General features: G+C 24.7%; 7 protein-coding genes. 1 reads left to right on the forward strand and 6 read right to left on the reverse strand.

Annotated elements, in window-relative coordinates:
* Positions 1-151: 151 nt before the first annotated feature.
* Positions 152-2,674: an MBL fold metallo-hydrolase gene (locus tag GBZ86_RS06370; protein WP_152888849.1), complete on the forward strand. Its 2,523-nt coding sequence runs from the start codon at positions 152-154 to the stop codon at positions 2,672-2,674.
* Between the two features lie 284 nt (positions 2,675-2,958).
* Here the strand turns inward: GBZ86_RS06370 and GBZ86_RS06375 are convergent, their stop codons facing one another.
* The 6 genes from GBZ86_RS06375 to GBZ86_RS17070 all read right to left on the reverse strand — a co-directional run.
* Positions 2,959-3,843: a hypothetical protein gene (locus GBZ86_RS06375; protein WP_152888851.1), complete on the reverse strand. Its 885-nt coding sequence runs from the start codon at positions 3,841-3,843 to the stop codon at positions 2,959-2,961.
* A gap of 77 nt (positions 3,844-3,920) precedes the next feature.
* A complete protein-coding gene (locus tag GBZ86_RS06380; protein ID WP_152888853.1) occupies positions 3,921-4,784 on the reverse strand; it encodes an outer membrane protein assembly factor BamD in 864 nt (287 codons plus the stop codon).
* Positions 4,785-5,175: 391 nt separating this feature from the next.
* Positions 5,176-9,426 carry a beta-galactosidase, LacZ type gene (gene lacZ / locus GBZ86_RS06385; RefSeq protein WP_152888855.1) on the reverse strand — a complete coding sequence of 1,417 codons (4,251 nt, stop codon included), beginning with the start codon at positions 9,424-9,426 and terminating at the stop codon, positions 5,176-5,178.
* Positions 9,427-9,669: 243 nt separating this feature from the next.
* Positions 9,670-10,260, reverse strand: a complete 591-nt coding sequence (locus GBZ86_RS06390; protein WP_152888857.1) for a hypothetical protein — start codon at positions 10,258-10,260, stop codon at positions 9,670-9,672.
* Between the two features lie 92 nt (positions 10,261-10,352).
* Complete coding sequence (locus GBZ86_RS06395) at positions 10,353-11,534, reverse strand: prolyl oligopeptidase family serine peptidase (RefSeq protein ID WP_152888859.1); 1,182 nt, start codon at positions 11,532-11,534, stop codon at positions 10,353-10,355.
* A 73-nt stretch (positions 11,535-11,607) separates the two neighbouring features.
* Positions 11,608-14,753 (reverse strand): hypothetical protein (locus GBZ86_RS17070; RefSeq protein WP_170272174.1); only part of this gene is annotated, 3,146 nt, incomplete at its 5' end.

Genomic DNA, 14,753 nt, shown 5'->3' on the forward strand with positions numbered 1-14,753 from the left:
TAATAAAATTTATCAACATATATAAAATTTAATGGAGTAATATAACAAAATATTCTATTATACCTTGTTTTTTATTTACATTTCTAATTTTAACTTGTTATAATATTCTTTAAGAAAAAATTTAAAATACTTATATAAATAGGAGTTAAATATGAACTTAGAATTTTTAGGAGGAGCTTTAGAAGTTGGTGGAAGCTCTATTTTAGTAAATATAGATAATAAAAATATTCTTCTTGATGCAGGAATACGTCAAGGAGCAAGTAAAGATCCTATTCCAAACTTTAGAATTATACAAGAATATGGTGGAATTGATGCTATTATTATAAGTCATGCTCATTTAGATCATATAGGATGCTTACCTCTTATTAGTAAAGAATATCCTAATGCTAGAATTTATATGAATAACATGACTAAGGATTTAGTTAAAGTACTTCTATATGATAGTTTAAAAATAATGAATAATAGAGAATCTGAAATTCCTCTTTATGCTGAAGGAGATGTAGAAAGTACCTTAGATAGAATTTTTCCTATTAATTACGAAGTTACTTTTTCTATTTTTGAAAATATGTCTATTACCTTCTATAATGCAGGTCATATAGCAGGAGCTAGTTGTATTTACTTACAAAGTGCAGAAGGTGCAGTATTTTATTCTGGAGATTTCTCTGTATTCTCTCAAAGAACTGTAGAAGGAGCTAAAATTCCAAAGTTAAGACCTGATATAGCCATAGTGGAATCCACCTATGGTGATAAACTTCACTCTAATAGAGATATTGAAGAAGATTTGTTAGTGGAAGTAGTAAATGACTGTATTTCTAATAAAGGTAAGATGATAATACCTGCCTTTGCTTTAGGAAGAGCTCAAGAAGTTATACTAATCTTAAAAAGAGCAATAAACAATGGTAAATTAAAAAAAGTAAAAATATATGTAGATGGTATGGTAAGAGATATAAACAGAGTTTATAAGAACAACCCTCTATATTTAAGAAATTCATTAGGTAAAAAAATATTAAAAGGTACTGAACCTTTTTATGATGATAATATAGTAGAAATTAAAAGAACAGATAATAGAGAGGAAATATTATCAAGAAATGAAGCTGCTGTTATAATATCTAGTTCTGGAATGTTAACTGGTGGGCCAAGTGCTTTTTATGCTGAAAAAATAGCACCTATGGAAAATGGATATATTGTAATTACAGGCTATCAAGATGAAGAAGCACCAGGAAGACAAATTCTAAACCTTATGGAAGCTAGTGAAGAGGAAGAGAAAAAACTTATTCTTAATGGACTTAGTGTTCCTGTAAAATGTAAAGTAAAAAAGGTCGGTTTATCTGCCCATGCTGATAAAGGAGAAATAAAGGGACTTCTTCAAAGAATAACACCTAAAAATATTTTCTTAGTACATGGTAATGAAGAGGTGATAAACTCTTTAGGCATAGAAATATCAAAAGAATTTATAGGCAGGGTATTTACTCCAAAATGTGGTGAAAAAGTAAGTATAAATATTAAAAACCCTAGAAAACAATTTAAAAAACAATTTTCTCATATTTTAAATAAAGCTGTAAGCTTAACTAATGAGAATCTAAAGGATTTTTGGGAATTCCTATATAAAAACTATAATGAAAGATTATTCACCATTGAAGAATTATTATATCTATGGAGCGGAAAAGAAAATATAAATGCAGAAGATATTGAAAGCTTAAAAGAAAGCCTTTTAGAAAGTATTTACTTTGAAAATGACTTAAGAAGATTATTCTTATTTAAAGCAAGAACCTTTGATGAAGTAGCCTTGGACCTAGCACCAAAAGAACTTAAACAAAATGAACTAATGGAAATAATAGAGGGGAAATTTAAAGATTTTAACTATAAAAAAGCTAGTATAATGCTTAATTGCAAGGAAGTTATACTAAACTTTGATTTTCCTCATGGAGTTTCCTCTTCTATTAAAGAAGTAATGGAAAACTTTAAAAATGAAACTGATTGGAATATAAGTTTAAATGACAAAATAAATAATAATGCTGCTGAAATTTTAGCAAGAAATTTATTAGAAGGACATATTATAAAAAAGATCTCCTTCTATCCTGAAAAACATAATTTACAAATCACTATTAACAATGAAGTGGAAAATAAAGATACAATATTAAACCAATTCCAAAAAGAAACTGGTTGGACCTTAGATATATTAGATGGTAGTATTTCTATTTCATCAAATAATAATGCTACTCCTCTTAATAACAGTGTTAAAGAAGAAAGATTCTTTAAAAGTATAGGTAATATACAAGTAGAACAAAATATAGCTTTAAATACTATAGATAAAGCTTTTGAAAATGAAAAACATAAACCTTATAAAAAAAGTATAAAAAATAATCATTTAGGTAAATATTTAGAATTAGCCTTTATATCTCCTAAAATTGGAGAATTATATTCTGAAAAGCTTAGTCATATTTGCTGTGAAACCGGTTGGAATATAGGTATATCAGATAAGGTAAATCAAAATGAATTAATGAATTTATCTAATATGTTATGCTTTAAAAATGGAATAGTGTTAAAGAAAAATCCATCTTATAACGGAAGTAATTTAAGTGTTACTTTAATCATAATTAATGGTGAAGAAAACTTTGAAAAAGTTAAAGAAGAATTTGAATTTAATACAGGTTGTACTCTTTTAAAAGCATAGATTAATATTAAATACTCTATTAAAATAGGATGTCCAATTAGACATCCTATTTTATATTATGAACTCTAAATAAATTATTTTGCTTTACTTGTTTGTATTTTATAATACTCTAAATCAAATAAAGTTCCCTTTAAAAAACCATCCTTTAAACCAGCTACTGCACTAACAGAAAAATCCTATTGCTAAATACTTTAATGTTGCTTTCTTCATTTGTTTTCTCCTTCATTTCTTACATTATAAAACAATATTATTTTACTATAAGAATATGTTAATTACAATTAAAGTTATTTAAGGGTTTTTTCTATTTGCTCTAGCATATGTTTATGCACATCATCTAATAATGATTTTTTTTCATTTGCTAATTTAACAATTCCAGTTATTTGATCTATACAATTATCTTCTTCTATTTTTAATCCACAATTTGTATCTAAATAATATTGTTTATATGCTTTGCACTTCTCCAATAAATTACTATCATCATTTTTATTTATTCTTAAATCCAAACTTAACTCTAATTCTAATTCATCATTAAGTTTTATTGCATTTTGATATACATTATTATAATAATTTTTACTACTTTTATATTTTACAGGAATTGATTCTCCTAAATCATTTTTTTCATAACGAATACACTCTAAATATTTTTTTCCTATTAAATTTTTAAATAATATTTCTTCAGCAAGTCTCCAATCTTCTTCTAAAATTGCTTTATTTAAAAAACTATCACTAGCTACAAGTTCCATTGAGGATCTATTTAAATCTATACAATTATTTATTTGTGTCTCTAACTCTTGTAAATTAGTAACCTTATTTAACATTCTCTCTTGTGCTTCTATATTAAGAAAATATTCATTTATATCTCTTTCGTTACGAAAATAATAATTAGAAAATATACTCATTGCTTTTTTATATTTGTTTAATTTATTTAATTCTTCATTAATTTTTCCTTCAAATTTAATTGATGAATCTAAATCATCTTTTTTTACATAATATAATTTAAAATTATTAACATCATACTTGTATTCCTTCATATAGGTATATCTTTCATTTCCTAAACTCTCTCTATGGGCTTTTGCAAGTTTATTACATATATTATTTGCTAGAACTATACTTATATATGCTATCACTAATAAGGGTATAAGTATTTTCTTATTTTTTAAAAATCTCATTTAAGTTTTACTCCTCAATTAAGTTTATATCTATTTACTATTATATTTCTAAATTCATTTTTTATAAATTCTCAGCTTTAATAAAAAGACTTTTGCTTTACTTCTTTTACTCTACCAAATTGTCCATCTGTAGGAGACATTTCATATTCTAATATTTTATTATTTAACTCAACATCTATATAATAGCTTCCATCTACCATAACTATAGAAAAAAGTGGCTCTTTCATATTAATTTTAGAATTCTTCTTAAAATAATCTTTTGCAGCTATATTTAAAGCTTCTTCTGGTGAAATATAACTATTATTATCAATTCTATTTACTATATTTTTTCTAATATCTAATTTTTCATTACAGTCATTAGAGGTTTTACTAGAACTATTTAGCTTTCCATTACCATTTTTAAAATTTTTAGCTTGTTCCACTTTTATCTGCTGCTCTCTTTTTTCCTTTTCTCTTTGCTCCTCTTCAGCTTTTCTTTTTGCCTCTTCAACTCTTTTTTGCTCTGCTTCTTTTTCTTCCTGTATTTTCTTTTGCTTTTCTAAAAATTCTTCTTTTAACTTTAAAACTTCTTCTTTTTTACTTTTAATTTTATTAATTACATATTCTGAACTATTATTTAAACTCTTTAATATATCTGTTGCTTCATCAAATTTATTTTCTTGTATCAAAGCATCTATACTATCTACTTTATTTAAAGATTCTTCTGCACTATTTATTAAGGAAATTTTATCTATAATTTTATAATTATTTTTTAATTTTAGACTATCCTCATATAAAGATTTAGCTTCTTTGAAATTATTCTCTTTTAAACTTGCATCAGCTTTAGCTAATAAAACATTGTATTCCTTTTCTTTCCTTATATGTTTATATGAAAATACTCCTGCAATAGCTACTCCTATAATTAATACGGATATTATAATTCCTAATTTTTTTCTTTTCATATGTTTTCTCCTTTTTTACTCTTTTAAATATTAAAATATAAATACTTCACTTCATTATTTTGGAGAAATTGTTGCTTCTATAAATGAATCTACAAAACTATTACCAAAATCAACTATATTATCTTTTACTCTATCTCATATAAAAACTCCTATTATTACTACTATTAAAATTTTTACTATGACTTCTTCATTTTTAAACGCTCCTTTGTATATGTAATATTTTATAATACTAATTTCTTTGTCTATTTATTTTATCACGAAATTATTCTAAAACTTTATAGTTATCCTAAAATATCAATTTTTCATCCTAAAATTTATTTAATCATTAAATAAATAAAAAAAGGAGCTCATTTGAGTAAATGTTACTCAAATAAGTTCCTTTTCAAACTACTTATTTAACTTTTATTGTTCTAGTATTTATAGCTACCGGTCTAGATTTTTCTCCACTTTTACCAACTCCTACAACTTTGAACCCATAAAGAGTATTAGATTTTAAATTATTAACTGTATACTCTAATTTATCATTTGCAGTAATACTATCTATTTTCACACCATCTTTATAGATTATATACTCTACTGGTTTTACTCCATTTAATGGTGCTTCCCAAGAAAGAGTTAATTTATCTGAAGAAATATTATTAGCTTTTAAATTAGTTATTTTATTTGGTTTTCCAGCTACTTCTTCTTTTATAAACTTAGCATCTCCCCAAGTACCATGCTCATAATCATTATTTCCATCTAAATTATCTACACACAAAGTTAGTTTTTTAACTCCTGTTAAATCTATAGAAACCTTTTTAGCATAACTTGTACAACTCATTTTCCCACTATTAAACACCTCTTTATCATCTGCTAATATTCTAAACTGTGCATTAGAACGATATCCTATACATTCTCTATCTATTCCCACATAAGATTCAAAAGTTTTATATCCTTTTCCGTCTAAATTAATAGTTACTTCAGAATTAGAAACCCCTGATATTCCTTTATCAAATATCTTTCTTCCTAACTCTTTTGTTTCTAAAGTTATATCATTACCTATTACAGATTTATCTCTTGAAACTTCATACTTTCCTGAAGTGGCTTCTTCAAACTCCACATCTGAAGCATAAACTATATTAGTAGCATTAAAGTTTATTTTATAAGTTTTATTTAATAACTTTCCTAAAGTTTCATCTTTATGACTTACCTTAATCGTTATACTTTTAGGAGTACCACTAATATCTGAAATCTCTACTTCCACATTCTCATTCGCAGGAATAACTTCTATAGTAGGAATTTCTAAAGCTCCTTCTAAATAATTTATATTATATTCTGTAATATTTTCATTAAATCCTTTTAAACTTTCTCCATTAACTTTTATATCATTTATTAAATTATTCTCCACATTTACTTTACTTATATTCATTGGAGAATCCTTTTCTGTTATTCCTTTTATTTTAAAAGTATAATTATAAGATTTACCACTCTCTAACATATACTCTCTATGTGGTTTAGCTCCCCAGCTATCATCACCACCAACACCCATCTGTTTATGATTAAGTCTTAAAACTACATCTTCTGTTTTGTTAAGCTCATGTGGATGACGTTTTTTAGCCGAAAGTTCCTCTGGTGTATAATGTAGTGCATTAAATTCCATAGCATCTAAGCCTGACGCCATTAATCCTACACCTTCATTATTAGTTAAAGTAACCCATCTTACATCTGTTCTATTTCCTGTTTCTGAAGGCTCTAAATAAGGTACAAAGAAATCTTCTACTTTCTTATTATATACTCCAATATCATATCCAGTTTTTCTATCTATATAATTTTCCTCAGGCCCTCTTCCATACCAAGTTACATTATCAAATTCACTAGGTAACTGCATCATCATGCCCACCTCAGGTATTTCAGGTAATTCTTTTGGTACTGTCAAAGTATTACTTATAGATACTTCTCCATTCCCATATACCACATAATCAATAGTTAAATTTGATGATTTTGGTTCTGTTTTCACATCCAATTCTACCTTAACTTTAATAGCTTTATTCTCAATATTAACTAAATCCACATTTTTAACCTTTGCATTTTTCCCTGCTTCTTTCCAAGTAGCAAGCTCATTATATGAACCAAATCCCCTATCATTATCACTTGGTGCCCTCCAATAATTTGGAATTAATGGCTCTTTTATTAATTCTACACCATTTAAGTTATAAGACTCTAATGCTCCTGTTTCTTTATTTATAGATACCTTAAAGCCCTCTCCATCCACCTTTACATAATTATTATCATCTTTTAAAGTAACATTATTCATAGATGTTATATCTAAACTCTTTTCCTTTGGATTATTAAAAGGAACTTTAAATTGTTGTTTAGCTATAACATGCCCCTTTTCCGCCCATGATGTATCTTCTTTTAGCTTAAAGGAAACATTTAACCAATATTCTGTTCCTTGAGTAAGCTCTGGTGTATTAAAAGGTATAATTACCTCTTTATTACTTAATGGTGCAATATCTAAATTTAAATTACCTTCCTCTATAATTTTATCATCTGCTCTTAATTCCCAAATAGCTTCATATTCACTTATATTAGTAAATAAAAATTCATTTTTTATATTTACCTTTCCATTTACCACATCAACATCTTTAATTTCTATCTCTTGATATACCTGTTTAACTTCCTCAAGCTCTGGTTGAACAGTTCTGTCTGGAAATACAAGTCCATTAGCACAGAAATTTCCACTTGATAAATTATCTCCCCAGTCACCTCCATAACTAAAATACTTTTCTCCAGTGCTTGAATCTACTAATTCTATAGATTGATCCACCCAATCCCATATAAATCCACCTTGAAGAATATCGTACTTATCAAAAACATCCCAATATTCTTTTAAGTTTCCTACACTATTTCCCATAGCATGAGCATACTCACATTGAATATATGGTTTATTACTATTAGGATTTTCTGCATAAACAACCATTTCTTCTATAGTTCTATACATTCTACTATAAATGTCTGGATTATACTCATCTGGTTTAACCCTAGATGGTTCATACTTAACAGGTCTTGTAGGATCTTTTTCCTTAACAAAATTTATAGCATCTTGAAAATTAGTCCCCATATCAGACTCATTTCCCACAGACCACATAATTACAGAAGACTCATTTTTACATCTTTCTATTAAAGATTTTTGTCTATCAATAATAGCATCCTTCCATCTAGAATTGCTACCTAAAATCTCTTCATAATCTTCCCTATCTGTAAGACCATGAGTTTCTAAATTAGCTTCATCTAAAACATATAATCCATACTCATTGCATAAATCATACCATCTTGCATCATTTGGATAATGAGATGATCTTACTGAATTAATATTGTACTTCTTCATTAACTCTATGTCTTTAACCATAGTTTCCTTGTCTAACACTCTTCCAGTATCAGGCTTTATCTCATGCCTATTTACTCCTTTAAAAACTATTGGTTGTCCATTTATTTTCATCTGTTTACCTTCTATATAAACTTCTCTAAAACCTATTTTATTACTTATAGTTTCAATAATTTCTCCATTAGAATTTTCAAGTACAATAACTAAAGTATATAAATTAGGACTTTCCGCTGACCATTTCTTAGGATTTTTAACCTTAGTACTTAAATTTACTATAACATCCTCTTCACTTTCTCCTACAACTATATTATCTTTCATTTCAGTAACAACTTCTTTATTTTCATTATATAAAATAGCTGTAACTCCATATTGTCCAGCAGTTTCTAATCCATAATCAGTTACATTAACCTTAACATTAAGATCTGAATCTATAAACTTATCATCAAGGTCTGTCACCACTGTATAATCTCTCAAATGAGCCTTTGGTGTGGAGTATAAAAACACATCTCTAAAAATACCACTTAATCTTATAAAATCTTGATCTTCAAGCCAACTACCATCACTCCATCTATGAACCTTAACAGCGATTTCATTTTCTCCCTCTTTCAAGTATTTTCCTATATTAAAATCATGACCTGTGAAAGAGTCTTCACTATAACCTACATACTCTCCATTAATATATAAATAGTAAGCAGATTCAACTCCTTGAAATGATACAAAAATTTCTCTTTCATCCCAATTTTCTGGCACATTAAAAGTAGTTTTATAATATCCTATAGGATTATAATCTGTTGGAGCGTCTGGTACTTCTGGCTGATTATCTTGATTTTCCCAAGGATATGCTGTATTGGTATATCTTATTTGATCATAACCTTCAACCTGCCAACTTGAAGGCACTGCAATAGTATCCCATGAACTAGTATCAAAATTTGTTTTATAAAAATCTTTAATATCTAAAAATGGATTATCAACTATATTAAACTTCCAATCTCCATTTAAACTTAAATAATTTGTTGAATTACTATAATGCTCATAATTTGGATTATTTAAAGCTTCTTCAATAGTATTAAAAGGCATTAACGTAGCATGCGCCTCTTCTCTATTCTCTCCAAAAACTTCAGGATTACCATTCCAAAACTCTTTACTTTCATTAACATTAGTAGTTTTTAACTTCTCCATATTCATATTAGCAAAAACCTTACTATCCATATTATTAAAAATCAAACTACCTATAAAAGTTGCAGCTATCACCTTTGCTAAAGTTCTTTTACTTACCATAACCATTCTCCCCCTAAAAGAAATAAATTATATTTAATTATGTGAATTTTAAATATAAACTATTTATCTATTTTTCTAAAAAATACGTTACTCCTAAATAAATATGTTATATAAAAATCACTGAACATTAAAATTATATTCCGTATATTTAAAAATATTCCAGAAAACATTTACAGAAATTTTTTCTATAAAATAAGAAAAAGTACTATTAGAACTTTTAAACTCTAATAATACTTTTTACACTTAAAGATTATTTAACCTATCTAAATCAAACTTCCACTCTCCTAAAGCTCTTTTCTGCCTTGGAGACTTTCCATTATAATTAATAAACTTTTTAATTATAAGCTTTGTTTTCTCTAAACCTAATTCAGGAATAGCTCTGTTTTTTAATATATCCCACCTAATTTGTTTTCCTTTAGTAGTACTATAACCTAAGGAAGTTAAAGCAGTTTCTCCTTTAATACGCCCATTCCATACCTTAACATAAAAATTATTTCTACTACTAATAATCCCTTTACTATTTACTGAAGAAAATCCATCAAAGGTTAATTGTTTACACATTAATGCTTCATCATTAATAAAACTATTATCACTCTTTAGAATTTTATTTTCTCTTTTAACTTCTTCAACTATTACAGCTTCTTTATGCTCTAATTCTAGCTCACCTAGTTCTAAAAGTTTATTTTCTAAAGTTTTTATTCTCTCTTTAAGCTTTAAATTTTCATTCTTTAATAAATTAAATTCCTTATCTTTTTTATTTATTTCATCAATAAAATAATCTAAAACATCTTTAGTTTTATTTAAAAAATTAATCTTAACCTTTTCCTTATACATCTTCCCTACTGCCCTCCTTTTATTAAACAAACCCATTACATTTATTGTAAGTTTATTAATAAAAACATTCAAGCGTATAAAGTTTTTTTAATCTATAAAAATTTAATTTGTTTACTTAACCAATTAAATATATGCTCTCCTTCATTATTTACAGGATCATTATGAAGTACTGGAATACAAGCTGCATGTGAATTATATTTATTACCATCTCGCTCTATATTTTCATATTCAGTATATATTACATTAGCACCAAGTTCTTTCAAAATTTTATAAGCATTTTTTGAATTAGAAACTGGAGCTGTTAAATCAGTAGATGCATGAATTAACCAAATAGGAATATTTTTTATTTTTTCTAAATCTTCTTTAGAAGGCTCATATGCTGGACAAATGAGAAAAGCAGCTGCAAAAATTTTAGGAGCTCTACTTAAAGTTTTAATTGTTTGAAATCCTCCCATAGAACATCCACCAATATAAATTCTTCTTTCATCCACATCTGAATTTTCTTTAATAAAAGATTTTATTAAAGAAATAACATCTTTAGTATAATCCTTTTCCCCTTTAAGCTCTAAATTTCCGACTATAAAAGATGGCATCCAAAAAGTTGGTGTTTGTGGCACTAATATATAAGCACCTCCAAATATAGTTTGTACTTCCTCAGTGATAAAAGTTACTACCCCACCATTTCCTGAAATTTGTGTAGCGTTACTATTTCCTCCTTCTCCAGCACCATGTAACCAAATAATTAAAGGATTTTTTTCATTATGTTTTTTAGAAATAAAATATCTATAGTTTAATGCACTTTCAGATTTTCCTTCCTTAAACTCATCCACAAGTAAATTTTTTACTCCATTCATTTTATATGTTACATCATCTTTTTTATAAATGTTCCCTTTATAATCTTTTATATCTTTATTTTGAAATATTACGTAATTTAAATCAATTTCCTCATTTAAAAATTTTTCTTCATTCCAAAATAAAGTTTTTGCCTCATTTACATTCATTCCATGTTCTAATTCTAATATTATATATTGTCCAATTTTAACTGAAGAATTTAAAGAAGAATCACTAACATAAACATTTATAATTTTCCTTTCAAAAATCCCTAATGATTTATTATGAATAGTATTTTTACTAATAACCTTAAAAGTATCTTTTGTTATAGTATTTTTATCCATATTTAACTGAGTATCAATAATGATTTTTGTTACTTCAGGCCCATAATCAAAAACTTCTGTAATAATCTTAAATTTTAATTCTTTATTTACTATTTTCATTTTATTTCACCTTATTCTAAAATGATAATATTGATTCTTCTCTAAAATATGATTTATTATTTTAAAATAAATTCTAATTTTTAATATTATTTTTTAGCATTATACTTTTAATAAATTCTTTTTCATTTTTATCTAAAGTATTTATTTGCTCCAAATCTTTCCTTATATCTTCTTTACTAAAACCTGTTATATCAGAAGCACTTATAAACATACTATATATAGAATTTATATTTTCTTTAGATATATTAGTTATTTCTTTTAATATTTCTAAAACTTTATCATATATTGCTTGGAAGTCTTCTTCATGTAATCCAGCTCTTGATTGATTAAAACAATCTAATAAATATTCTAAATATACAGTTTTATCATTTACTTCATCCTCCCAACTTATAACTATTTGTTTAGCATGAAGAATAGTATTTTTATTTTCTATTATTTCTTCTATAATATCTTTTTGTTCAGTCTTTTCTAAAGTATTAAATGCTTTTATTTTTTCTCTTAAACTAATTTCTTCAAATTTTTTATTTAAATCTACAATTAATGTAGCAATACCATTCTTAAGTTCTTCATAATTTTTTATAGAATCATTCTTTATAACATTTTCTTTTATCTTTTCTAAAATATAATCATCTAACTCTAGCTTTTTTAATTTTTCACTTATAAATTCTTTAATAATTCTTACTATAGAACTTTCATTTATTTTTAAATAACCATTTTTATTTTTTATCTCTTTTAAATTTCTATATAAATTTTTATCTCTTATTGAAAATTCTTTTTTAAATTCTTTAATTTCCTCTAAATTTTTAGGAATTAAAACTAATTCATTTTCATAAAAATCTTCTTCTCTAAAATATATTATTATATTTTCTTCTCTTATAAGTTCTTCTTGTAAGTTTATAAGTTTAATAACTTTATTTAAAAAATCTTTTATATTATTTATAGATTTCTTAAAACTAAAATTTATAAAATAAAAACCATTTTCTAAATGTTTAAATTCAATATTATTTAACTCAAGGTATCTCTTCATAATATTTTCAACTTTAAAGTTTTTAAATGCAAATACAGACTCTAACACTTCTCCTGTAAATATATTTTCTAAATCAACTTTATCACAAGAATAACCATTAATTCTATTAATAACTTTAAAATCTTCCACTATGTTTTTATTTTCACTAAATTGTTCTTCATTATATTTTTCTATATAACTTGATAAAATATTTAATTCATTATTTTTATTATTTTCAACTTCTAATAAATATTCCACATAAGGTTTATTATTCACAAAATTATCCCTAACCTTTGAATAAACTAATTGCAAAGTTTTTTCATTACTTTTACCTATACTTATAACATTTAAAAATTCATTATCTTTATCATAGTAATATTCAGCTGCTATTTCTTTAGCTATATTATTATTTATATTTTCATTTACAAACTCTCTAGCAATAATTCTCATATTTTCATCATTTTTACCTAAATAGTAATGCTCAACTCTAAATTCTAAGGGAAGATCTTTTCTTTTTATTAGTTTACAATATACTTTTTCCTTATCTAAATTATTTAATTTATCAAAATTAGATAATATATATGCATCATATTTCCAACTAGCTATACTATGAGCTCTTTCTACATATTCTATTAATATAGGTATAAGGGATGCTATATTTTCTTTATCTGTGTAATATGATATTATCTCTGAAAGTAAATCTATATGTTTAAATTCTATTAAACTAGGTACTAAAGAATTAAGCAAAACATCTATATCTTTTATTTTAGCAAAATTAATTTTATTTAATATAGTTTCTATAAATTCAAAATTTTGTTTATTCATAATAACTAATTCTTTAAATACTTGCCCTTCATCTTCTGAACTATATATATCAATATAATTATTTAAATATTCTACTAACAAATCATAATTTTTAATTTTTATAAAATATTGAAGTAATATTTTTAAGCTATTTAATTTAATTGTTATTTCTACATCATCATCCTTTGTTATATGTTGTAATAATTTAATATCTTCATTATCTAAATTAGAATTCATATTATTCACCAATAAATATATATATTTATTACGTAATATTACATCAAAAGATGATAACTCTTTTAATAAGTACATGTATTTTTCATCTATAATTTTTATATTATCTTTATTATTAGATAAATAAATCCATTTAAATAGTTGTATTAAATTATTTTTAACTTCCATATTATCTAAGAATTTTTGTGATAAATTTATTATATTTTCATCTACAATGTTCTTATCTTTTTTATTATTCCATAAAATCAAAACATCTTCTAAAGTAAACATATATTTATGCTTAATTAAATTATTTTCAAATATAAGCTTAACTAATATATTTAATGCATTAAAATCATTATTTCTTTTATAAAAATCGTAAATAGGTTCTACAAAGGAGCTTCTGAATATTTCTAAATTAACATTTATAAGTTTGTTTATTATATCATCAAACTCCTCTTTATCATTAATTTTCTCATATAACCTTTCAAATTCTCTTAAAAATTCTAAATCAAAAATTCCTTCTTTAACTTTCATTTTTAAAAGTGCTAAATCTATGAAATCTTCTTCAATTTTTGTAGTACATTTTACATACTCTAATACTTTTTTTGAATCCTCTGTGAAAATATTATTTTTATACATTTGCTTTAAGAAACTTATAATATCATCTAATATAATAGGAGATACCTTTAAAAGTTCTTCACAAAATAATGCTACTTTAATATCATAATATTCTAATCTTTTAAAAGCTCTTATTGCTTCTATATTTAAATCTATATTTAAAGGTTTTCCTAAAATTATTGGAGCAATATTTATAAAGGTAAATAATGTATCTCCATCATTACATTTATTTATTATTTTTTTTAATTCATATTCATTAGGCCTTTTCTCTAATTTCTTAATTAAATCTTTAACATCATCTCTTATTATTCTCTCCTCTAATTTAATACCTTTTAAATGAAATAAATCTTTATATTTAATTAATTCTTTTATTAAATTATCATTTGATGCAAGCACTTCATTATTATTTATTTCATTAATAGTCATAAAAGTTAATATTCTAATAAATTTATTATTTATATCCAGTTGAAAATTAATTGATACATAACTATTTAATGCTGAATAAGCACCACTTTCCTCTTTATTTTCTTCTTTATTTAAATTAATTTCTTTAATAAATTCTCCATTATTAAAAT

Source organism: Clostridium tarantellae, from assembly GCF_009295725.1.
GTDB classification, from domain to species: Bacteria; Bacillota; Clostridia; order Clostridiales; family Clostridiaceae; genus Sarcina; species Sarcina tarantellae.

Excerpts from the sequence above, each read along its gene's own strand:
- GBZ86_RS06370 (WP_152888849.1), top strand. The coding sequence starts at position 152 with ATGAACTTAGAATTTTTAGGAGGAGCTTTAGAAGTTGGTGGAAGCTCT.
- GBZ86_RS06375 (WP_152888851.1), bottom strand. The coding sequence starts at position 3,843 with ATGAGATTTTTAAAAAATAAGAAAATACTTATACCCTTATTAGTGATA.
- GBZ86_RS06380 (WP_152888853.1), bottom strand. The coding sequence starts at position 4,784 with ATGAAAAGAAAAAAATTAGGAATTATAATATCCGTATTAATTATAGGA.
- lacZ (WP_152888855.1), bottom strand. The coding sequence starts at position 9,426 with ATGGTAAGTAAAAGAACTTTAGCAAAGGTGATAGCTGCAACTTTTATA.
- GBZ86_RS06390 (WP_152888857.1), bottom strand. The coding sequence starts at position 10,260 with ATGTATAAGGAAAAGGTTAAGATTAATTTTTTAAATAAAACTAAAGAT.
- GBZ86_RS06395 (WP_152888859.1), bottom strand. The coding sequence starts at position 11,534 with ATGAAAATAGTAAATAAAGAATTAAAATTTAAGATTATTACAGAAGTT.